The organism is Streptomyces sp. NPDC005925 (assembly GCF_040638805.1).
Taxonomy (GTDB): Bacteria; Actinomycetota; Actinomycetes; order Streptomycetales; family Streptomycetaceae; genus Streptomyces.
In genome coordinates, this window is record NZ_JBEXVL010000010.1 from 133034 (window position 1) to 151778 (window position 18745).

Genomic DNA, 18745 nt, shown 5'->3' on the forward strand with positions numbered 1-18745 from the left:
GCGGGCCCGCCCCCGGAAGGGAACGGGCCCGCAACGCCCCGAGGGGCGCAGACGCTTACGCGTCCTTCGACTCCTCGGCGGCCTCGTCGGACGCGGCCTCGACGGCCTCGTCCTTCTTGACGGCGTCTTCCTTGACCGCGCGCTTGGTCGCGGCCTCGGCCTCGCCGGTCGCCTCCTGCGCCACCGTCAGCGCCTCGACCAGCTCGATGACGGCCATGGGCGCGTTGTCGCCACGGCGGTTACCGATCTTGGTGATACGGGTGTAGCCACCCGGACGGTTCTCGTAGCGCGGGCCGATCTCGGTGAAGAGCGTGTGGACGACGCTCTTGTCCGTGATGACCTGGAGCACCTGACGGCGGTTGTGAAGGTCGCCCTTCTTCGCCTTGGTGACCAGACGCTCCGCGTACGGGCGCAGGCGGCGGGCCTTCGCCTCGGTGGTGGTGATGCGGCCGTGCTCGAAGAGCGACTTCGCCAGGTTCGCGAGCAGCAGCTTCTCGTGCGCGGCACTGCCGCCCAGACGGGCACCCTTGGTGGGCTTCGGCATGGTGTTTCTCCTAGGTGTCTGCCCCGGCCGTATCAGGTACCGGGGTCAGTATCCGAGCAGGCGGTTACCTGTCGGAGATCCGTGCCCGCCCCGCAGGGGCGAGCACGGAGAGGGGCGCGGGGACTGCGCGGCACGCCACGGCGCACCCGCACCCGAGTACGGACCGTGAGGCCCGGGCTCTCAGTACTGCTCGGTCTCCACGAACCCGGCGTCCGCGTCGTCGTCCGCACCGAAGGCGTCCGCGGCAGCGGTGGGGTCGAATCCGGGAGGCGAGTCCTTCAGCGCGAGACCCATGCCGGCGAGCTTGGCCTTGACCTCGTCGATGGACTTCGCACCGAAGTTGCGGATGTCGAGCAGGTCCGCCTCGGAGCGCGCGACGAGCTCACCCACGGAGTGGATGCCCTCACGCTTGAGGCAGTTGTACGACCGGACGGTGAGCTCCAGCTCCTCGATCGGCAGCGCCAGATCGGCGGCCAGGGCGGCGTCCGTGGGCGACGGGCCCATGTCGATGCCCTCGGCGTCGACGTTGAGCTCACGGGCCAGACCGAACAGCTCGACCAGGGTCTTGCCGGCGGACGCCATGGCGTCGCGCGGGCGCATGGCCTGCTTGGTCTCGACGTCGACGATCAGCTTGTCGAAGTCGGTGCGCTGCTCGACACGGGTCGCCTCGACCTTGTACGTGACCTTGAGCACCGGCGAGTAGATCGAGTCGACCGGGATACGGCCGATCTCCTGGCCCACCTGCTTGTTCTGCACGGCGGAGACGTAACCGCGGCCGCGCTCGACCGTCAGCTCCATCTCCAGCTTGCCCTTGCCGTTGAGCGTGGCGAGGACGAGGTCGGGGTTGTGCACCTCGACACCGGCCGGGGGCGCGATGTCGGCGGCGGTGACCAGACCCGGGCCCTGCTTGCGCAGGTACATCACGACCGGCTCGTCGTGCTCCGAGGAGACGACCAGCTGCTTGATGTTGAGGATCAGGTCGGTGACGTCCTCCTTGACGCCCGGCACGGTGGTGAACTCGTGCAGGACGCCGTCGATGCGGATGCTGGTGACGGCGGCACCGGGGATCGACGACAGGAGGGTGCGGCGGAGCGAGTTGCCGAGGGTGTAACCGAAGCCCGGCTCCAGCGGCTCGATCACGAACCGGGAGCGGAATTCGTCGACGACCTCTTCGGTCAACGAGGGACGCTGAGCGATCAGCATGTGTGGAGATCCTTCTTTCGTGGACGCCCGCTATTTGACGTCCGACGGAAACCGCACCCGTGAAAAGTGCGGGTAGTGCAAGGGTACGGGCGGCACAGCCCCTTTTACGGTGCCGTACCGCCCGAAACCACAGCCTGTGACGCGACGTGCGTCAGACGCGACGGCGCTTCGGCGGGCGGCAGCCGTTGTGCGGGGTCGGCGTGACGTCCTGGATCGAACCGACCTCGAGGCCGGTCGCCTGCAGGGAGCGGATGGCGGTCTCACGACCGGAACCCGGGCCCTTGACGAAGACGTCGACCTTGCGCATGCCGTGCTCCTGCGCGCGACGGGCAGCCGACTCGGCGGCCATCTGCGCGGCGAACGGCGTGGACTTCCGGGAACCCTTGAAGCCGACGTGGCCGGCCGAGGCCCAGGAGATCACGTTGCCGGACGGGTCCGTGATCGACACGATCGTGTTGTTGAACGTGCTCTTGATGTGCGCGTGGCCGTGAGCGACGTTCTTCTTTTCCTTGCGGCGCACCTTCTTGGCAGCGCCCTGACGTCCCTTGGGGGGCATCTATAACTCCTACGGGAGGTGGTCGGTCCTACAGCGAAGACCGTGGACAGGTGTCCGCTGCGGACTACTTCTTGCCCGGCTTCTTCTTGCCGGCAATGGCGCGACGCGGGCCCTTGCGGGTGCGGGCGTTGGTGCTGGTGCGCTGACCGCGGACGGGCAGACCGCGGCGGTGACGCAGACCCTGGTAGGTGCCGATCTCGACCTTGCGGCGGATGTCGGCCTGGATCTCGCGACGGAGGTCACCCTCGGTCTTGATGTTGTTGTCGACGTATTCGCGGATCGCGACGAGCTGCTCTTCGGTGAGGTCCCGGACACGGGTGTTCGGGTCCACGCCGGTGGCGGCCAGCGTCTGCTGCGAAAGGGTCCGGCCGATGCCGAACACGTAGGTGAGGGCGATCTCCACGCGCTTTTCGCGCGGGATGTCAACACCGGAAACGCGTGCCATTCAATGGCTCCAGTTTGATCTTCGGAGGTCTTCCACAGAGCCGACTCCCAGCCGCCGTACTAGGTACGAACTGGGTCCCCGGCCTCCGAACCGGGGGTGTCGAGCCACAGGCTCGGGCTCCGCGTATGAACATTTCAGCTCGCGTCGCGCGAAAATCTGCGAATCGCAGAGGGTACGGTCGTGCGTCAGCCCTGGCGCTGCTTGTGGCGCGGGTTCTCGCAGATGACCATGACCCGGCCGTGACGGCGGATCACCCTGCACTTGTCGCAGATCTTCTTGACGCTCGGCTTGACCTTCATGGGGTGAGGTTCTCCGGGTCAGTTGCCGGCAGCCCCACTGACGCAGGGCCTGGGCAAGATCTACTTGTAGCGGTAGACGATCCGGCCACGCGTCAGGTCGTACGGAGACAGCTCCACCACGACCCGGTCGTCAGGGAGGATGCGGATGTAGTGCATGCGCATCTTGCCGCTGATGTGTGCCAGGACCTGGTGGCCGTTCTGGAGCTCGACCTTGAACATGGCGTTCGGCAGAGACTCGACGACAGTGCCCTCGATCTCGATGGCACCTTGCTTCTTGGCCACGCTTCGCCCTTCGAATCGACTACCTTGATCGACTTTCGCATACCCCCGGAGTCCATGCGGACATGCGGGTACACGAGAGCCGACGAGTCAGTCTACGCCAGGGCTCCCGGAAACACGAATCGGGGGAGTCTGCCCCACGCGGGTGATCCTTAACCGAGCGGATCGGGAGCGGCCGTGACGCCGTACTCCGCGAGCTTGGCCCTGCCTGCGTCGGGGGCGGTCAGGACGAGAGGGCCCTGCTCGGTGAGGGCGACGGAGTGCTCCCAGTGGGAGGACCAGGTGCCGTCGGTCGTGACGACCGTCCAGTCGTCCTCCAGGACGACCGTCTTCGGCGTGCCCAGGGACACCATCGGCTCGATCGCCAGGCAGAAGCCCGGCACCAGCTTCGGGCCCTTGCCGCGCCGCCGGTCGACGTAGTTCAGCAGGTGCGGGTCCATGTGCATCTCGGTGCCGATGCCGTGTCCGCCGTAGTCCTCGACGATGCCGTACTTGCCGCCGCCCGGCTTCGGCTGGCGGCGGATGTACGTCTCGATGGCCCGGGAGACGTCCACGAGCCGGTTGCCCTGCTTCATCGCCGCGATGCCGGCCCACATCGACTCCTCGGTCACCCGGGAGAGCTCGACCAGCTCCGGGGCGTGACCGGAACCCACGAAGGCCGTGTAGGCGGCGTCGCCGTGCCAGCCGTCGATGATCGCGCCGCAGTCGATGGAGATGATGTCGCCGTCCTTGAGGACGACCTCGTCGGACGGGATGCCGTGCACGACGACCTCGTTCACGGACGTGCAGATGGTCGCGGGGAAGCCGCCGTACCCGAGGAAGTTCGGCTTGGCGTTGTGCTCGGTGAGCACCTTCCGGGCGACCTGGTCCAGGTCCCTGGTGGTGGCCCCGGGCACCGCGGCCTCACGGGTGGCCGCGTGGATGGCGGCCACGACCAGCCCCGCCTCGCGCATCTTGGCGATCTGCTCGGGGCTCTTGATCTGCACCATGAGTGACGAGGGCCTTTCTGGACCGGAGAACGAACGCGCGACGCACGCGTACAACGAGCGCTTCCAACGATAAACGGCACGCGGCCCGCCCGGACCGCCCACCCACGGCACAGCCGCGGCCCCCTGGGGGAACCGCGGCTGTGTCACGCAACAGAGGGGACTACGCGTCGTCCCGCTTCAGCGCCTCGAGCGCCCGACCGGTGATCTCGTCGACAGCGCCCATCGCGGAGATGGTCACGACCAGACCCTGCGCCTTGTAGTAGTCGATGATCGGCTCGGTCTGCGTGTGGTAGACCTCCAGCCGCTTGCGCACGGTCTCCTCGGAGTCGTCGTCGCGCTGGTACAGCTCGCCGCCGCACACGTCGCAGACGCCTTCCTTGGCGGGCTGGTTGTACGACACGTGGAAGACGTGCGCCGACTCGTTGCGGCACACACGTCGTCCGGCGATCCGCTTGACGACCTCCTCCTCGGGGGCTTCGAGGTCGAGCACCGCGTCCAGCTTGATGCCCTCGGACTCGAGCACCTCGTCCAGCGCCTGGGCCTGGGAGACGTTGCGCGGGAAACCGTCCAGCAGGAAGCCGTTCTCGGCGTCCGGCTGCTCCATGCGGTCCTTCGCCATCGCGATCGTGACCTCGTCGGGCACGAGGTTGCCGGCGTCCATGTAGGACTTCGCGAGCTTCCCGAGCTCCGTCTGCTGGCTGATGTTTGCGCGGAACAGGTCGCCCGTGGAGATGTGCGGTACGCGCAGCGTCTCGGCCAGTCTCGTGGCCTGCGTTCCCTTACCGGCGCCCGGAGGCCCGACGAGGACGATTCGCATCAGCGGAGGAACCCTTCGTAATTGCGCTGCTGAAGCTGGCTCTCGATCTGCTTCACCGTCTCAAGACCGACACCCACGATGATGAGGATGCTGGTGCCGCCGAAGGGGAAGTTCTGGTTTGCCCCGAAACCAGCCAACGCCATTGTCGGGACGAGAGCGATCAGACCCAAGTACAGCGAACCCGGCCAGGTGATCCGGTTGAGTACGAAACTGAGGTACTCAGCGGTCGGTCGGCCAGCCCGGATGCCCGGGATGAAGCCACCATACTTCTTCATGTTGTCCGCGACTTCCTCGGGGTTGAACGAGATGGCCACGTAGAAGAACGCGAAGAAGACGATCAGGAAGAAGTACAGCGCGATGTGCGCCGGCGCCGCCGTGTCGGCCAGATTCGACCGGACCCAGGTCGCCCAGCCCGCGGTGGAATTCGTGAACTGGACGATCAGCGCGGGAATGTAGAGCAGCGACGAGGCGAAGATGACGGGGATCACACCCGCCTGGTTCACCTTGAGCGGGATGTACGTCGACGTCCCGCCGTAGGAACGACGGCCGATCATGCGCTTGGCGTACTGCACCGGGACACGGCGCTGCGCCTGCTCGACGAAGACGACCAGGCCGACCATGACGAACCCGACGAGCATGACGGTGCCGAACTCGATCCAGCCACCCGCCAGGGAACCCTGCTTCTTAATGGCCCACAGGGCGGACGGGAAGGTCGCGGCGATTGAGATGAACATCAGGATCGACATGCCGTTGCCGATGCCGCGGTCGGTGATCAGCTCACCGAGCCACATGACGACGGCCGTACCGGCGGTCATCGTGACGACCATGACGATCGTGGTGAAGATCGCGCGGTCCGGCACGATCTGGCTGGCGACCGTGCAGCCCTGGAACAGGGCGCCGCTGCGGGCGGTGGCGACGAGGCCGGTGCCCTGCAGGACGGCGAGCGCGACCGTCAGGTAGCGCGTGTACTGCGTGATCTTCGCCGTGCCGGCCTGGCCCTCCTTCTTCAGGGCCTCCAGGCGCGGGATGACCACGGTCAGCAGCTGCAGGATGATGCTCGCCGTGATGTACGGCATGATGCCGAGCGCGAACACCGTGATCTGGAGCAGTGCGCCGCCGCTGAACATGTTGACCAGGCCGAACAGGCCCTGGTTGCCGGACGCCTGGTCCACACACTCCTGGACGCTCTTGTAGTCCACGCCGGGGATCGGCACGTTCGTGCCGATCCGGTACAGGACAACCACGAAGAGCGTGAAGAGCAGCTTCTTGCGCAGGTCGGGCGTCTTGAACGCCCGGGCGAACGCGGTGAGCACGGTGCCTCCTGCGACCCCCGCGTTCGCTACGCGAGAGGTGACGGTATGTTGTGCGAGGGACGGATGTCTCAGTTCCAGTGGCTCGTCTGACGACAGGCCACCAGGGAGACTAACAGTGCGGACTACCCTACGCGGAGCCCGCACCGGTAAGAAACCGCCTCGTCGGCCACCTCGGCAGGGTTAGTACGCCCGCTCCGCGTCATCTGCACGGTTGCGTCCCCACACCGAGCGCCCTCCCGTGGCGTATTCCGCACCCTCACGTGAACCTTCCCACGGGCGTACGACGCGCGCCCGCGGGCGTCCCTGAGCGGCTGCTCACGTCTTCCCGTGCACACCGTGCCCGTACCGCCCCCGTAGCAGCGGCTCTGCGGCCTTCCGTACCCCTCGTCCCCCAGCCCCTCCCCCGCGCACGGCAGAAGGCCGGGAGCTCCCAGAGGGAACTCCCGGCCTTCGCCGTGTGGGTCAGCCGGCTCAGACGAGCTCGGTGACGGTGCCGCCGGCAGCGGTGATCTTCTCCTTGGCGGAGCCGGAGACGGCGTCGACCGTCACCTGCAGCGCCACGGAGACCTCACCCTGACCGAGCACCTTCACGAGGCTGTTCTTGCGAACAGCGCCCTTGGCGACCAGGTCCTCGACCGTGACCTCGCCACCCTGCGGGTAGAGCTCGGCCAGCTTGTCCAGGTTGACGACCTGGAACTCGGTCTTGAACGGGTTCTTGAAGCCCTTCAGCTTCGGGAGACGCATGTGGAGGGGCATCTGGCCACCCTCGAAGCGCTCCGGAACCTGGTAGCGGGCCTTCGTGCCCTTGGTACCACGACCGGCCGTCTTACCCTTCGACGCCTCACCACGACCCACACGGGTCTTGGCGGTCTTGGCGCCCGGGGCGGGACGGAGGTTGTGGATCTTGAGCGGGTTGTTCTCCGCCATGATCAGTCGACCTCCTCGACCGTCACGAGGTGACGGACATGGCGCACCATGCCGCGGAACTCGGGGCGGTCCTCCTTGACGACCACGTCGTTGATCCCCTTGAGACCAAGCGAACGCAGCGTGTCACGGTGGTTCTGCTTGCTGCCGATGTAGGACTTGACCTGCGTAATCTTGAGCTGCGCCATGATTACGCACCCGCCCCGGCACGTGCACGGAGAAGAGCCGCGGGAGCGACGTCCTCGAGCGGCAGACCGCGGCGGGCCGCGACCTCCTCGGGACGCTGCAGGCCCTTCAGGGCCGCCACGGTCGCGTGCACGATGTTGATCGCGTTGTCGGAGCCGAGCGACTTCGACAGGATGTCGTGGATACCGGCGCACTCGAGCACGGCGCGCACCGGACCACCGGCGATAACACCGGTACCGGGCGACGCGGGCTTGAGCAGCACGACGCCGGCAGCCTTCTCACCCTGGATCGGGTGCGGGATGGTGCCCTGGATACGCGGGACCTTGAAGAAGTGCTTCTTGGCCTCCTCAACGCCCTTGGCGATGGCGGCCGGCACCTCCTTGGCCTTGCCGTAACCGACACCCACGGTGCCGTCACCGTCGCCCACCACGACCAGCGCGGTGAAGCTGAAGCGACGACCACCCTTCACAACCTTGGCGACGCGGTTGATCGCGACGACGCGCTCAACGTACGCGGTCTTCTCGGCGGCAGCAGCGCCGCCGTCACGGCCCTTCCGGTCCCGCCGCTCGCCGCCACCGGCACCGCCACCGCGGCGCTGGGGTCCAGCCATTGGAATTACCTCTCTCTGTTTCCGCTAGCTACGGAACCGGCTCAGAACTTGAGCCCGGCTTCGCGGGCGGCGTCCGCCAGGGCGGCGATGCGCCCCGCGTACTGGTTGCCACCACGGTCGAACACGACTGCCTCGACACCGGCGGCCTTGGCACGCTCGGCGACCAGGGCGCCGACCTGCTTGGCCTGCGAGGACTTGTCGCCCTCGCCACCGCGGATCGAGCTGTCCAGCGTGGACGCCGATGCCAGGGTGTGACCCTTCAGGTCGTCGATCACCTGCGCCACGATGTGGCGGTTGGAGCGGGTCACGACCAGACGGGGACGCTCGGCAGTACCCGAGACCTTCTTGCGGATCCGGATGTGACGACGCTTGATAGCAGCACGCTTGTAGGCGTCGCCCTTGAGGATCTTCTGCCCGTATGCCATGGCTTACTTACCCGCCTTTCCGACCTTGCGGCGGATGACTTCGCCCTCGTACTTGACGCCCTTGGCCTTGTACGGGTCGGGCTTGCGCAGCTTGCGGATGTTGGCCGCAACCTCGCCGACCTTCTGCTTGTCGATGCCCTCGACCGAGAAACGGGTGGGGGCCTCCACCTTGAAGGTGATGCCCTCGGGGGCCTCGATGAGGATCGGGTGGCTGTAGCCCAGGGAGAACTCCAGGTTGGAGCCCTTGGCCTGGACGCGGTAGCCGACACCGCTGATCTCGAGCTTCTTGACGTATCCCTGGGTCACACCGGTGATCATGTTCGCCACCAGCGTGCGGGACAGGCCGTGCAGGGCCTTGTTCTGACGCTCGTCGTTGGGGCGCGTGACGTTGAGAATGCCGTCCTCGCCCTTAACGATCTCGATCGGCGCGGCAACGGTGTGGGTCAGTTCGCCCTTGGGGCCCTTGACCTTGACCGTACGGCCATCGATGGTGACGTCCACGCCGGTGGGAACCGGGATGGGGAGCTTGCCGATACGCGACATTGCTGTCTCTCCTCCGTTCCCGAGTTACCAGACGTAGGCGAGGACTTCCCCACCCACGCCCTTCTTCTGCGCCTGCTTGTCGGTCAGCAGTCCGTGGGACGTGGAGATGATCGCCACGCCCAGACCGCCCAGGACCTTGGGCAGGTTGGTGGACTTCGCGTAGACCCGGAGACCGGGCTTGGAGATCCGCTTGATGCCCGCGATGGAGCGCTCACGGTTGGGGCCGAACTTCAGCTCCAGGACGAGGTTCTTGCCGACCTCGGCGTCCTCGACCTTCCAGCCCGTGATGAAGCCCTCCTGCTGGAGGATCTCCGCGATGTGGGACTTGATCTTGGACGCCGGCATCGTCACAGAGTCGTGGTACGCCGAGTTCGCGTTCCGCAGACGCGTAAGCATGTCTGCGATCGGATCAGTCATGGTCATGAATTGGCCTTCGGCCTCTCTCGCCGGGGTTTCCTGGTGCGCCATCCCTCTCCCCGATCCGAGACGGGACGGGTGCGGCGCGGTGGACCTACGGCGTAGTAAGTCGTACGGCACGGCAGGTGCCCAACCCCGCAAGCCTAAGCCATGCGGGGTGGGCCTCCTGCCGTCCCATTGCTTACCGAGAGCCCTGGGTGTCCGGAATTACCGGATTACCAGGAGCTCTTGGTCACGCCCGGCAGCTCGCCACGGTGAGCCATCTCACGAAGGCACACGCGGCACAGGCCGAACTTGCGGTAGACGGAGTGCGGACGACCGCAGCGCTGGCAGCGGGTGTACCCGCGCACTCCGAACTTGGGCTTGCGAGCAGCCTTCGCGATGAGAGCCTTCTTCGCCATCTCGCTCACGCCTCCTTGAACGGGAAGCCGAGGTGACGGAGAAGGGCACGGCCCTCTGCGTCGTTGGTCGCCGTGGTGACCACGGTGATGTCCATACCCCGGACACGGTCGATCTTGTCCTGGTCGATCTCGTGGAACATGACCTGCTCCGTGAGACCGAAGGTGTAGTTGCCACGGCCGTCGAACTGCTTGGGGGACAGACCGCGGAAGTCGCGGATGCGCGGCAGCGCGAGCGACAGGGTGCGGTCCAGGAACTCCCACATGCGGTCGCCACGGAGCGTGACGTGGGCACCGATCGGCTGACCCTCACGCAGCTTGAACTGCGCGATGGACTTGCGGGCCTTGGTGACGGCCGGCTTCTGACCGGTGATCGTGGTGAGGTCCTTGATGGCACCCTCGATCAGCTTGGAGTCGCGGGCGGCGTCGCCCACACCCATGTTGACCACGATCTTGACGAGGCCGGGAACCTGCATGACGTTCTCGTACGAGAACTGCTCACGCAGCTTGCCGATGATCTCCTCGCGGTACTTCGTCTTCAGACGCGGAGTGGTGGTGGTCGTCATCAGATGTCCTCACCCGTCCGCTTGGCAACGCGGATCTTGTTGCCTTCGTCGTCGAAGCGGTAACCGACGCGGGTCACGACCTTGTTGCCGTCCTTCTCCACGACGAGCTGAACGTTGCTCACGTGAATGGGGGCCTCGGTGGTGACGATGCCGCCGGCCTGCGAACCACGAGCCGTGGGACCGGCCTTGGTGTGCTTCTTGACCCGGTTGACACCCTCGACCAGGACGCGGTCCTCACGGGGGAAGGCCGCGATGACCTTGCCCTGCTTGCCCTTGTCCTTACCGGTGATGACCTGGACCAGGTCGCCCTTCTTGATCTTCATGCTCACAGCACCTCCGGCGCGAGGGAGATGATCTTCATGAACTTCTTCTCGCGCAGCTCACGGCCCACCGGGCCGAAGATACGGGTGCCGCGAGGGTCGCCGTCGTTCTTCAGAATGACGGCGGCGTTCTCGTCGAAGCGGATGTACGAGCCGTCCGGACGGCGACGCTCCTTGACGGTGCGAACGATGACGGCCTTGACGACGTCACCCTTCTTCACGTTGCCACCGGGGATCGCGTCCTTGACGGTGGCGACGATGACGTCACCGATGCCCGCGTAGCGGCGACCGGAGCCACCGAGCACACGGATGCAAAGGATCTCCTTCGCACCAGTGTTGTCGGCGACACGCAGTCGCGACTCCTGCTGGATCACGTCTATCTCCTGGTTGTCTGCCGGTTCCCGGCAGGGGTTCTTTTCACGGAACCCCTGCCGAGCCTGGCGGAACGGTGCCTAGGGGGTCCCCCTAGGAGGGATCTGCTTGCCTTCGGAACTCCCTGGCGGGAATTACTTGGCCTTCTCGAGGATCTCGACGACGCGCCAGCGCTTCGTCGCGGACAGCGGCCGGGTCTCCATGAGGAGGACGCGGTCGCCGACGCCTGCGGCGTTCTGCTCGTCGTGGGCCTTGAGCTTGTTCGTACGGCGGATGACCTTGCCGTACAGCGCGTGCTTCACACGGTCCTCGACGGCGACGACGACGGTCTTGTCCATCTTGTCGCTGACGACCAGACCCTCACGGGTCTTGCGGAATCCGCGTGCTTCGCCCGCGCCGGGGGCGCTGGTGTTGGGGGTTTCAGTCACGTTGCTCTCGCTCATCAGGCGCTCTCCACCGTCTCGATGCCCAGCTCGCGCTCACGCATCAGGGTGTAGATCCGCGCGATGTCCTTGCGGACGGCCTTGAGCCGCCCGTGGTTCTCGAGCTGACCGGTCGCCGCCTGGAAGCGGAGGTTGAACAGCTCTTCCTTGGCCTCGCGGAGCTTGTTCAGCAGCTCCTCGTTGCCCAGCTCGCGCAGCTCGGACGCCTTGGTACCGGCCGACATCACGCTTCACCTGCCTCGCGCTTGACGATCCGGCACTTCATCGGCAGCTTGTGGGCCGCACGAGTCAGCGCCTCACGGGCGATCTTCTCGTTGGGGTAAGACAGTTCGAACATGACCCGACCGGGGTGCACGTTCGCGACCCACCACTCCGGAGAACCCTTACCGGAACCCATGCGGGTCTCGGCGGGCTTCTTCGTGAGGGGGCGGTCCGGGTAGATGTTGATCCAGACCTTGCCGCCACGCTTGATGTGGCGGGTCATCGCGATACGGGCGGCCTCGATCTGGCGGTTGGTCACGTAGGCCGGCGTGAGGGCCTGAATGCCGTACTCGCCGAACGCAACCGTCGTGCCGCCCTTGGCCTGACCGCGGCGCTTGGGGTGGTGCTGCTTGCGGTGCTTGACCCTACGGGGGATCAGCATGTCGGTCAGGCCTCCGTTCCGGTGCTCTCAGCCGGAGCGGCGGCGGGAGCCTCGGCCTTGGGGGCCTCGGCAGCCGGAGCCTGCTGCGGCTTACGACCGCGACCGCCACGCTCGCCACCGCGGCCACCGCGGGCCGGGCGGTCGGCGCCACCACGGGCCGGGCGGTTGCCGGCGCGGGCAGCAGCGTTCTCGGCGCGGACCTCGGCGATGTTCTTGACGTCGCCCTTGTAGATCCAGACCTTCACGCCGATGCGGCCGAAGGTCGTCTTGGCCTCGAAGAAGCCGTAGTCCACGTTCGCGCGGAGCGTGTGCAGGGGCACACGGCCCTCGCGGTAGAACTCCGAGCGGGACATCTCGGCGCCGCCGAGGCGGCCACCGCACTGGATCTTGATGCCCTTGGCGCCGGCCTTCATCGTGCCCTGCATGCTCTTGCGCATGGCACGACGGAAGGAGACGCGGGAGGACAGCTGCTCGGCGACGGCCTGGGCCACCAGCTGAGCGTCCGTCTCCGGGCTCTTGACCTCGAGGATGTTCAGCTGGACCTGCTTGCCGGTCAGCTTCTCCAGGTCACCGCGGATGCGGTCGGCCTCGGCGCCGCGGCGGCCGATGACGATGCCCGGGCGCGCGGTGTGGATGTCCACACGCACACGGTCACGGGTGCGCTCGATCTCCACCTTCGAGATGCCGGCGCGCTCCATGCCGGACGTCATCATCCGACGGATGGCGACGTCTTCCTTGACGTAGTCCTTGTACAGCTTGTCGGCGTACCACCGGGACTTGAAGTCCGTGGTGATGCCGAGCCGGAACCCATGCGGGTTAACCTTCTGGCCCATTACCGGGTTCCTTCCTTGCTGCTGACGACCACGGTGATGTGGCTGGTCCGCTTGCGGATCCGGTAGGCGCGGCCCTGGGCGCGCGGACGGAACCGCTTCAGGGTCGGACCCTCGTCGACGTACGCCTCGGAGATGATGAGGCTGCCGGCGTCGGTGTGGTCGTAGTTGTGTGCGGCGTTGGCGATGGCGCTGTCAAGCACCTTGCCGACGGGCACGCTCGCGGCCTGCGGGGCGAAACGCAGGACCGCCTGAGCCTCCGTGGCATCCATGCCACGGATGAGGTCCACCACGCGGCGGGCCTTCATGGGCGTGACGCGGATGTACCGCGCCTGGGCCCTGGCTTCCATGGTTGTCCCTTCAGTGTCTGTCATTGGTCATTCCACCCCGCTGTTAGCGGCGCTTCGACTTCCGGTCGTCCTTGACGTGACCCCGGAAGGTGCGCGTCGGCGAGAACTCGCCGAGCTTGTGGCCGACCATGGACTCGGTGACAAACACCGGGATGTGGGTCTTGCCGTTGTGCACCGCGATCGTGTGACCGAGCATCGCCGGGACGATCATCGAGCGACGGGACCAGGTCTTGATGACGTTCTTGGTACCGGCTTCGTTCTGCGTGTCCACCTTTTTGATCAGGTGGTCGTCGACGAAGGGTCCCTTCTTCAAGCTACGAGGCATCTCAACCCGTCCTTAGCGCTTCTTGTTCGTCTTGCGGCGGCGGACGATGTACTTGTTCGACGCCTTCTTGGGCGAACGAGTACGGCCTTCCTTCTTGCCCCAGGGGGACACAGGGTGGCGACCACCGGAGGTCCGGCCCTCACCACCACCGTGCGGGTGGTCAACCGGGTTCATGACGACACCACGGACGGTCGGGCGAACGCCCAGCCACCGCTTGCGGCCCGCCTTGCCCCAGTTGATGTTGCTCTGCTCGGCGTTGCCGACCTCGCCGACAGTGGCGCGGCAGCGGACGTCGACCAGGCGGATCTCACCGGAGGGCATGCGGAGGTGGGCCATGGTGCCCTCCTTCGCCAGCAGCTGCACCGAGGCACCGGCGGAGCGGGCGAACTTGGCGCCGCCGCCGGGACGGAGCTCGATCGCGTGGATCGTGGTACCGACCGGGATGTTGCGGAGGGCCAGGTTGTTGCCCGGCTTGATGTCGGCCCCGGGACCGTTCTCCACGGTGTCGCCCTGCTGCAGGTTGCGCGGGGCGAGGATGTAGCGCTTCTCGCCGTCGGCGTAGTGCAGCAGCGCGATACGCGCGGTGCGGTTGGGGTCGTACTCGATGTGCGCGACCTTCGCCGGCACGCCGTCCTTGTCGTGACGACGGAAGTCGATCACGCGGTAGGCGCGCTTGTGTCCGCCACCCTGGTGGCGAACGGTCACACGACCGGCGTTGTTACGGCCGCCCTTGCTGTGCAGCGGGCGGACCAGCGACTTCTCCGGCGTGGACCGCGTGACCTCGACGAAGTCGGCGACGCTGGAGCCACGGCGGCCCGGCGTAGTCGGCTTGTACTTGCGGATTCCCATTTCTCAGTCCTCGTCCGATATCGGACGATCCGACCCGCTTACGCGGTCGGACCGCCGAAGATGTCGATACGGTCGCCCTCGGCGAGGGTTACGATCGCGCGCTTGGTCGCCGCGCGCTGGCCGAAGCCGGTGCGGGTCCGCTTGCGCTTGCCCTGGCGGTTGATCGTGTTGACCCCGGTGACCTTGACCGAGAAGACCGACTGCACGGCCTCCTTGATCTGGGTCTTGTTGGCACGCGGGTCGACGATGAACGTGTACTTGTTCTCGTCGATGAGCGCGTAGCTCTTCTCGGACACGACCGGCTTCAGCAGGACGTCACGGGGGTCCGTGTACGCCTTGCTGGCCGGGGTGACGACGGTGTTCTTGCCCTCGGTGGCGTGGCGACGCGCCTTCTTGACGCGCGCCTCCTTGGCCTTCTTCGCGGCCTTCGAGGCGATAGCGGGGTGACGGATGGCCATCAGACCTCGCTCCCTTCGGTGTCATTGGCCTTCGGGCCGGACACGAAGGACTCGAAGGCGGTCTTGGTGAAGACCACGTCGTCCGAGACGAGAACGTCGTACGTGTTCAGCTGGCCCGGCTCCAGGATGTGGATCTGGGGCAGGTTACGGGCGGACAGCCACGCGGCCTCGTCGGCGCGGTCGACGACCAGGAGCAGGTTCTTGCGCTCCGAGATCTTGCCGAACAGCGTCTTGGCGGCCTTCGTGGACGGGGTCTCGCCCTCGATGACGCCGGTGACGACGTGGATGCGGTTGTGGCGGGCCCGGTCGGTGAGGGCGTGCCGCAGGGCGGCGGCCTTCATCTTCTTCGGGGTCCGCTGCGAGTAGTCACGCGGCTGCGGGCCGTGGACGACGCCACCGCCGGCGAACTGCGGCGCACGGGTCGAACCCTGGCGCGCGCGGCCGGTGCCCTTCTGGCGGTAAGGCTTCTTACCGCCACCCCGGACCTCGCCACGGGTCTTGGTCTTGTGCGTGCCCTGGCGGGCAGCGGCCAGCTGTGCGACGACGACCTGGTGGATCAGCGGAATGCTGACCTTCTCAACGTCGAAGATCTCCGCGGGGAGCTCGACGGTGCCGGCCTTGTCGCCCGCCGGCGAAAGGATGTCAACAGTGCTCATCGGTTACCTCAGGCCCCCTTGGCCGCGGTGCGGACCAGGACGAGGCCGCCGTTCGGACCGGGAACCGCGCCCTTGATGAGCAGCAGACCCTTCTCCGCGTCAACGGCGTGGACGGTCAGGTTCTGGGTGGTGACCCGCTCGTTGCCCATGCGACCCGCCATGCGGAGGCCCTTGAACACGCGGCCCGGGGTGGCGCAGCCACCGATGGAACCGGGGGAGCGGTGCTTGCGCTGGGTGCCGTGTCCGGCGCCGAGGCCCTTGAAGTTGTGACGCTTCATGACACCGGCGAAGCCCTTGCCCTTGCTCTTGCCGGTCACGTCGACCTTGAGGCCGGCCTCGAACACCTCGGCGGTGATCTCCTGGCCGAGGGTGTACTCGCCGGCGTCGGCGGTACGGATCTCGACGAGGTGGCGGCGGGGAGTGACGTCGGCCTTGGCGAAGTGGCCCTTGAGGGGCTTGTTCACCTTGCGCGGGTCGATCTCGCCGAAGGCGATCTGGACCGACTCGTAGCCGTCGGAGTCATTCGTACGGACCTGGGTCACGACGTTCGGGCCGGCCTTGACGACGGTGACCGGAACAACACGGTTGTTCTCGTCCCACACCTGCGTCATGCCGAGCTTCTCGCCCAGGATGCCCTTGATCTGCTTAGCCATTCTCAGATCACCGGCCCTCAGAGCTTGATCTCGATGTCGACACCGGCCGGGAGGTCGAGTCGCATCAGAGAGTCAACGGTCTTGGGAGTCGGGTCGAGGATGTCGATCAGGCGCTTGTGCGTGCGCATCTCGAAGTGCTCGCGCGAGTCCTTGTACTTGTGCGGCGACTTGATGACGCAGTACACGTTCTTCTCAGTGGGCAGCGGCACCGGGCCCGCGACCGACGCACCAGTACGCGTCACCGTCTCGACGATCTTCTTCGCCGAGCTGTCGATGACCTCGTGGTCGTAGGCCTTGAGCCGGATGCGGATCTTCTGTCCCGCCATGGCTACTCAGTAGTCCTGTCTCTCGTAACGCTCTGGAACCCGGTGTTCCACACTTCACTCTCCGACCCACGCGGTCGGGCGTGTCGCACTCTCGCTGACATGAATGTCCCTTGTTCGAACATCCCTGCGGGATTGACACGGCCCTACCAGAACCGTGAACCGGGGGCGAAAGGCCCACCGGGTGCCTGGTCGGCGCCGCACTGACACTTCCCGGAAGATTCCCGTACGTCCGCTCCTGATCAGGAACGACGAGTACTGTGGGACTCGCTTCCGGTCCTCCCGGCGGGAGGCGCGCAGCATCAACGCTCGACCGAGCAACTCGGACAGTCTGCCACAGGGACCAGCGCCGACGCCAATCGAGCCGGAGACAATACCCCGGGGGCGGCAGGGATCAAACAAGGGCTCGTGCGCGGAGACGGTCATCCCGGGGACGGGAACCGCCACGGCCGGGAGGCGTGTCCCGGCCGGGACCGGCCCTACGACGCGAAGCGGGCGCCGGACAGCTCCTCGCCGAACTCGATGTCCGCATAGCGGCGGGTCACTCCCGCCGCGGTGCCGCCGATGCCGGCCGAGCCGCTGGTGACCGGACCGGTGGCCGAGCCCCGGGCGATCCACACCATGCCGTCGGAGTTCTCGCCGGGCGCGCCGACGACGGCCTCCGCCCGGCCGTCCTCGTTCAGGTCGACGAGATGGGTGGAGGCGCCGAACATGTCCCCCTGCTCGGCGGTGCCGGGCACGCCGCTCGTGTTCTGCGTGTACCCCGTGGAACCGGCCGCGGTCAGCCCGGCGGACGATCCGCGCAGCAGCGTCGCCGAGCCCGCGTGGCCGGCGGAGCCCACGGCTTCCCCGTGGCTGCCGACGAGGACGTCCGCGTACCCGTCGCCGTTGGTGTCCCCGACGCTGAGGGAGAGGCCGAACAGGTCGCCGTCCTCGCCTTCACCGGGTACCGAGGCGGTGTCCTGGTGGATGATCTGGGGCTCCTGGCCGGTGGTGATGCCCTGCGCGCTGCCGTAGAGGACCTGGATCTCGCCGCCGCGGTGGGCGGGAGTGTCCCCGGACGTCAGCGACGCGTCGTAGGGGACACCGGTGACCAGGTCGCCGTATCCGTCGCCGTCGACGTCACCGATCTGCCCGGACAGGCCGTCGGCGAGCGGGAGTTCGGTGTACGAGCCGCTGTCGTTCTCGAGGTGGACGGGTCCGCCGACGTCTCCGTCGGTCGGGCCGGGCAGCCAGAACCGCTCGGCCGTCCCGTCGCCGTCGACGTCGCCGATGACGACACCGCGGTTGGTGCCGAGCGCGTTCACGAACACCCTGCGGGCAGGGGCCCCGGTACGGGTGAAGGGGCCCGTGTAGGCCGTCGCGCCGCACTGGCCGGTGACGCCGAGGTCGGGAGCCCCGTCGCCGGTGACGTCGCCCGCGGCGACACCGGCGGCGAAGTTGCAGCCCTCGTCCAGACCGGTCGGCGGCGCGACAGAGGCGCCGCCCTTCAGCCCGGCGGAGCCACCCCACACCACGGTGAGCGACCCGGTCCCCCACATGGTGCCCGCCGCCTCCCCGGGGGTACCGACCAGCAGATCGGCGTAGCCGTCGCGGTCGAGGTCGGCGGAGGCCACCGCCGTACCGAATCGGTCCCACTCCTCCGGCGCGCCCGGTACCCCGCTCGTCGCCTGGGTGATCACCGTGCGGCGGGAAGCCGCGACACCGGTTGCGGAGCCGTACAGCACGACGACGGCGCCCGCCGCGTCGACCGACCCGTTGGACGCGCCGGGCGCGCCCACGGCCAGGTCGCGGTAGCCGTCGCCGTTGAAGTCGTCCTGGACGGCAGCGGTGTTGGCACCGCGGTAGGGAGAGGCGGCCACGGCGGGGTGGGCGGGCAGGGCCACGGCGGTGAGGGTGGCGGCGGCACCGGCCGCGACGGCGGCGGCGAGGCGGCGGGACCCGACGGTGCCCGGGGCGGACGAGGTGGGCCGGGTGGGCGGCGTGCTGGAGGTGGGCATGACGGCTCC

At 67.2% G+C, this 18745-nt stretch carries 31 protein-coding genes; all 31 read right to left on the minus strand.

Going from position 1 to position 18745, the window contains the following annotated elements:
- Positions 1-55: 55 nt before the first annotated feature.
- Positions 56-544, minus strand: a complete 489-nt coding sequence (rplQ, locus tag ABZ354_RS15140; protein ID WP_358656779.1) for a 50S ribosomal protein L17 — start codon at positions 542-544, stop codon at positions 56-58.
- Positions 545-724: 180 nt separating this feature from the next.
- Positions 725-1747 carry a DNA-directed RNA polymerase subunit alpha gene (locus ABZ354_RS15145; RefSeq protein ID WP_009715858.1) on the minus strand — a complete coding sequence of 341 codons (1023 nt, stop codon included), beginning with the start codon at positions 1745-1747 and terminating at the stop codon, positions 725-727.
- 151 nt (positions 1748-1898) lie between these two features.
- A complete protein-coding gene (gene rpsK, locus ABZ354_RS15150; RefSeq protein ID WP_003956432.1) occupies positions 1899-2303 on the minus strand; it encodes a 30S ribosomal protein S11 in 405 nt (134 codons plus the stop codon).
- A 64-nt stretch (positions 2304-2367) separates the two neighbouring features.
- Entirely contained in the window at positions 2368-2748 is a 381-nt protein-coding gene (gene rpsM, locus ABZ354_RS15155) for a 30S ribosomal protein S13 (protein WP_006130767.1), read from the minus strand.
- Positions 2749-2933: 185 nt separating this feature from the next.
- Positions 2934-3047 carry a 50S ribosomal protein L36 gene (gene rpmJ / locus ABZ354_RS15160; RefSeq protein ID WP_003998809.1) on the minus strand — a complete coding sequence of 38 codons (114 nt, stop codon included), beginning with the start codon at positions 3045-3047 and terminating at the stop codon, positions 2934-2936.
- A 60-nt stretch (positions 3048-3107) separates the two neighbouring features.
- Entirely contained in the window at positions 3108-3329 is a 222-nt protein-coding gene (gene infA, locus ABZ354_RS15165; protein ID WP_003948620.1) for a translation initiation factor IF-1, read from the minus strand.
- 149 nt (positions 3330-3478) lie between these two features.
- A complete protein-coding gene (gene map, locus ABZ354_RS15170) occupies positions 3479-4315 on the minus strand; it encodes a type I methionyl aminopeptidase (protein WP_358656781.1) in 837 nt (278 codons plus the stop codon).
- Between the two features lie 160 nt (positions 4316-4475).
- Entirely contained in the window at positions 4476-5132 is a 657-nt protein-coding gene (locus ABZ354_RS15175; RefSeq protein WP_358656783.1) for an adenylate kinase, read from the minus strand.
- The gene (secY, locus tag ABZ354_RS15180) at positions 5132-6445 is read right to left on the minus strand and encodes a preprotein translocase subunit SecY (protein WP_358656785.1); all 1314 of its coding nucleotides are present in this window, start codon (positions 6443-6445) and stop codon (positions 5132-5134) included. Before secY ends, ABZ354_RS15175 begins: the two co-directional genes overlap by 1 nt.
- Positions 6446-6916: 471 nt before the next feature.
- The gene (gene rplO / locus ABZ354_RS15185; protein ID WP_358656787.1) at positions 6917-7372 is read right to left on the minus strand and encodes a 50S ribosomal protein L15; all 456 of its coding nucleotides are present in this window, start codon (positions 7370-7372) and stop codon (positions 6917-6919) included.
- 2 nt (positions 7373-7374) lie between these two features.
- The gene (rpmD, locus tag ABZ354_RS15190) at positions 7375-7557 is read right to left on the minus strand and encodes a 50S ribosomal protein L30 (protein ID WP_279548905.1); all 183 of its coding nucleotides are present in this window, start codon (positions 7555-7557) and stop codon (positions 7375-7377) included.
- Positions 7558-7559: 2 nt separating this feature from the next.
- A complete protein-coding gene (gene rpsE, locus ABZ354_RS15195) occupies positions 7560-8165 on the minus strand; it encodes a 30S ribosomal protein S5 (protein ID WP_007494753.1) in 606 nt (201 codons plus the stop codon).
- A 41-nt stretch (positions 8166-8206) separates the two neighbouring features.
- Positions 8207-8590 (minus strand): 50S ribosomal protein L18, encoded by a 384-nt coding sequence (rplR, locus tag ABZ354_RS15200; protein ID WP_279548906.1) that lies wholly within the window; start codon positions 8588-8590, stop codon positions 8207-8209.
- A 3-nt stretch (positions 8591-8593) separates the two neighbouring features.
- Positions 8594-9133 carry a 50S ribosomal protein L6 gene (gene rplF, locus ABZ354_RS15205; RefSeq protein WP_358656790.1) on the minus strand — a complete coding sequence of 180 codons (540 nt, stop codon included), beginning with the start codon at positions 9131-9133 and terminating at the stop codon, positions 8594-8596.
- Positions 9134-9157: 24 nt separating this feature from the next.
- Complete coding sequence (rpsH, locus tag ABZ354_RS15210) at positions 9158-9556, minus strand: 30S ribosomal protein S8 (protein WP_030839654.1); 399 nt, start codon at positions 9554-9556, stop codon at positions 9158-9160.
- Between the two features lie 209 nt (positions 9557-9765).
- Complete coding sequence (locus ABZ354_RS15215; RefSeq protein ID WP_003948630.1) at positions 9766-9951, minus strand: type Z 30S ribosomal protein S14; 186 nt, start codon at positions 9949-9951, stop codon at positions 9766-9768.
- Positions 9952-9956: 5 nt separating this feature from the next.
- Complete coding sequence (gene rplE, locus ABZ354_RS15220; RefSeq protein ID WP_358656792.1) at positions 9957-10514, minus strand: 50S ribosomal protein L5; 558 nt, start codon at positions 10512-10514, stop codon at positions 9957-9959.
- Positions 10514-10837, minus strand: coding sequence for a 50S ribosomal protein L24 (gene rplX, locus ABZ354_RS15225; RefSeq protein ID WP_003992365.1), 324 nt, complete (start codon positions 10835-10837; stop codon positions 10514-10516). The genes rplE and rplX overlap by 1 nt, the downstream gene beginning before the upstream one ends.
- Positions 10838-10839: 2 nt before the next feature.
- Positions 10840-11208 carry a 50S ribosomal protein L14 gene (gene rplN / locus ABZ354_RS15230; RefSeq protein ID WP_003998823.1) on the minus strand — a complete coding sequence of 123 codons (369 nt, stop codon included), beginning with the start codon at positions 11206-11208 and terminating at the stop codon, positions 10840-10842.
- A 132-nt stretch (positions 11209-11340) separates the two neighbouring features.
- Positions 11341-11649: a 30S ribosomal protein S17 gene (gene rpsQ, locus ABZ354_RS15235; RefSeq protein WP_358656794.1), complete on the minus strand. Its 309-nt coding sequence runs from the start codon at positions 11647-11649 to the stop codon at positions 11341-11343.
- A complete protein-coding gene (rpmC, locus tag ABZ354_RS15240) occupies positions 11649-11873 on the minus strand; it encodes a 50S ribosomal protein L29 (protein ID WP_010036720.1) in 225 nt (74 codons plus the stop codon). Before rpmC ends, rpsQ begins: the two co-directional genes overlap by 1 nt.
- Positions 11873-12292 (minus strand): 50S ribosomal protein L16, encoded by a 420-nt coding sequence (rplP, locus tag ABZ354_RS15245; RefSeq protein WP_190037507.1) that lies wholly within the window; start codon positions 12290-12292, stop codon positions 11873-11875. Before rplP ends, rpmC begins: the two co-directional genes overlap by 1 nt.
- Positions 12293-12297: 5 nt before the next feature.
- Entirely contained in the window at positions 12298-13125 is an 828-nt protein-coding gene (rpsC, locus tag ABZ354_RS15250; RefSeq protein WP_030220998.1) for a 30S ribosomal protein S3, read from the minus strand.
- Positions 13125-13472 carry a 50S ribosomal protein L22 gene (gene rplV, locus ABZ354_RS15255; protein WP_358656906.1) on the minus strand — a complete coding sequence of 116 codons (348 nt, stop codon included), beginning with the start codon at positions 13470-13472 and terminating at the stop codon, positions 13125-13127. The genes rpsC and rplV overlap by 1 nt, the downstream gene beginning before the upstream one ends.
- Positions 13473-13515: 43 nt before the next feature.
- A complete protein-coding gene (rpsS, locus tag ABZ354_RS15260; protein ID WP_003974263.1) occupies positions 13516-13797 on the minus strand; it encodes a 30S ribosomal protein S19 in 282 nt (93 codons plus the stop codon).
- A 12-nt stretch (positions 13798-13809) separates the two neighbouring features.
- Positions 13810-14646: a 50S ribosomal protein L2 gene (rplB, locus tag ABZ354_RS15265; RefSeq protein ID WP_279548910.1), complete on the minus strand. Its 837-nt coding sequence runs from the start codon at positions 14644-14646 to the stop codon at positions 13810-13812.
- A gap of 38 nt (positions 14647-14684) precedes the next feature.
- On the minus strand, positions 14685-15104 hold the full coding sequence (rplW, locus tag ABZ354_RS15270) for a 50S ribosomal protein L23 (protein ID WP_358656798.1): 420 nt from the start codon (positions 15102-15104) through the stop codon (positions 14685-14687).
- Positions 15104-15760, minus strand: coding sequence for a 50S ribosomal protein L4 (gene rplD, locus ABZ354_RS15275; protein ID WP_358656800.1), 657 nt, complete (start codon positions 15758-15760; stop codon positions 15104-15106). Before rplD ends, rplW begins: the two co-directional genes overlap by 1 nt.
- An 8-nt stretch (positions 15761-15768) precedes the next feature.
- Positions 15769-16413, minus strand: a complete 645-nt coding sequence (gene rplC, locus ABZ354_RS15280; RefSeq protein WP_358656802.1) for a 50S ribosomal protein L3 — start codon at positions 16411-16413, stop codon at positions 15769-15771.
- A 17-nt stretch (positions 16414-16430) separates the two neighbouring features.
- Entirely contained in the window at positions 16431-16739 is a 309-nt protein-coding gene (rpsJ, locus tag ABZ354_RS15285; RefSeq protein WP_003948644.1) for a 30S ribosomal protein S10, read from the minus strand.
- Positions 16740-17215: 476 nt separating this feature from the next.
- Entirely contained in the window at positions 17216-18736 is a 1521-nt protein-coding gene (locus ABZ354_RS15290) for a hypothetical protein (RefSeq protein WP_358656804.1), read from the minus strand.
- Between the last annotated feature and the right edge of the window lie 9 nt (positions 18737-18745).

Bases quoted from the DNA above. Each gene is read 5' to 3' on its own strand.
- rplQ (WP_358656779.1), bottom strand. From the start codon at position 544: ATGCCGAAGCCCACCAAGGGTGCCCGTCTGGGCGGCAGTGCCGCGCAC.
- ABZ354_RS15145 (WP_009715858.1), bottom strand. From the start codon at position 1,747: ATGCTGATCGCTCAGCGTCCCTCGTTGACCGAAGAGGTCGTCGACGAA.
- rpsK (WP_003956432.1), bottom strand. From the start codon at position 2,303: ATGCCCCCCAAGGGACGTCAGGGCGCTGCCAAGAAGGTGCGCCGCAAG.
- rpsM (WP_006130767.1), bottom strand. From the start codon at position 2,748: ATGGCACGCGTTTCCGGTGTTGACATCCCGCGCGAAAAGCGCGTGGAG.
- rpmJ (WP_003998809.1), bottom strand. From the start codon at position 3,047: ATGAAGGTCAAGCCGAGCGTCAAGAAGATCTGCGACAAGTGCAGGGTG.
- map (WP_358656781.1), bottom strand. From the start codon at position 4,315: ATGGTGCAGATCAAGAGCCCCGAGCAGATCGCCAAGATGCGCGAGGCG.
- ABZ354_RS15175 (WP_358656783.1), bottom strand. From the start codon at position 5,132: ATGCGAATCGTCCTCGTCGGGCCTCCGGGCGCCGGTAAGGGAACGCAG.
- rplO (WP_358656787.1), bottom strand. From the start codon at position 7,372: ATGGCGGAGAACAACCCGCTCAAGATCCACAACCTCCGTCCCGCCCCG.
- rpmD (WP_279548905.1), bottom strand. From the start codon at position 7,557: ATGGCGCAGCTCAAGATTACGCAGGTCAAGTCCTACATCGGCAGCAAG.
- rpsE (WP_007494753.1), bottom strand. From the start codon at position 8,165: ATGGCTGGACCCCAGCGCCGCGGTGGCGGTGCCGGTGGCGGCGAGCGG.
- rplR (WP_279548906.1), bottom strand. From the start codon at position 8,590: ATGGCATACGGGCAGAAGATCCTCAAGGGCGACGCCTACAAGCGTGCT.
- rplF (WP_358656790.1), bottom strand. From the start codon at position 9,133: ATGTCGCGTATCGGCAAGCTCCCCATCCCGGTTCCCACCGGCGTGGAC.
- rpsH (WP_030839654.1), bottom strand. From the start codon at position 9,556: ATGACCATGACTGATCCGATCGCAGACATGCTTACGCGTCTGCGGAAC.
- ABZ354_RS15215 (WP_003948630.1), bottom strand. From the start codon at position 9,951: ATGGCGAAGAAGGCTCTCATCGCGAAGGCTGCTCGCAAGCCCAAGTTC.
- rplE (WP_358656792.1), bottom strand. From the start codon at position 10,514: ATGACGACCACCACCACTCCGCGTCTGAAGACGAAGTACCGCGAGGAG.
- rplX (WP_003992365.1), bottom strand. From the start codon at position 10,837: ATGAAGATCAAGAAGGGCGACCTGGTCCAGGTCATCACCGGTAAGGAC.
- rpsQ (WP_358656794.1), bottom strand. From the start codon at position 11,649: ATGAGCGAGAGCAACGTGACTGAAACCCCCAACACCAGCGCCCCCGGC.
- rpmC (WP_010036720.1), bottom strand. From the start codon at position 11,873: ATGTCGGCCGGTACCAAGGCGTCCGAGCTGCGCGAGCTGGGCAACGAG.
- rplP (WP_190037507.1), bottom strand. From the start codon at position 12,292: ATGCTGATCCCCCGTAGGGTCAAGCACCGCAAGCAGCACCACCCCAAG.
- rpsC (WP_030220998.1), bottom strand. From the start codon at position 13,125: ATGGGCCAGAAGGTTAACCCGCATGGGTTCCGGCTCGGCATCACCACG.
- rplV (WP_358656906.1), bottom strand. From the start codon at position 13,472: ATGGAAGCCAGGGCCCAGGCGCGGTACATCCGCGTCACGCCCATGAAG.
- rpsS (WP_003974263.1), bottom strand. From the start codon at position 13,797: ATGCCTCGTAGCTTGAAGAAGGGACCCTTCGTCGACGACCACCTGATC.
- rplB (WP_279548910.1), bottom strand. From the start codon at position 14,646: ATGGGAATCCGCAAGTACAAGCCGACTACGCCGGGCCGCCGTGGCTCC.
- rplW (WP_358656798.1), bottom strand. From the start codon at position 15,104: ATGGCCATCCGTCACCCCGCTATCGCCTCGAAGGCCGCGAAGAAGGCC.
- rplD (WP_358656800.1), bottom strand. From the start codon at position 15,760: ATGAGCACTGTTGACATCCTTTCGCCGGCGGGCGACAAGGCCGGCACC.
- rplC (WP_358656802.1), bottom strand. From the start codon at position 16,413: ATGGCTAAGCAGATCAAGGGCATCCTGGGCGAGAAGCTCGGCATGACG.
- rpsJ (WP_003948644.1), bottom strand. From the start codon at position 16,739: ATGGCGGGACAGAAGATCCGCATCCGGCTCAAGGCCTACGACCACGAG.
- ABZ354_RS15290 (WP_358656804.1), bottom strand. From the start codon at position 18,736: ATGCCCACCTCCAGCACGCCGCCCACCCGGCCCACCTCGTCCGCCCCG.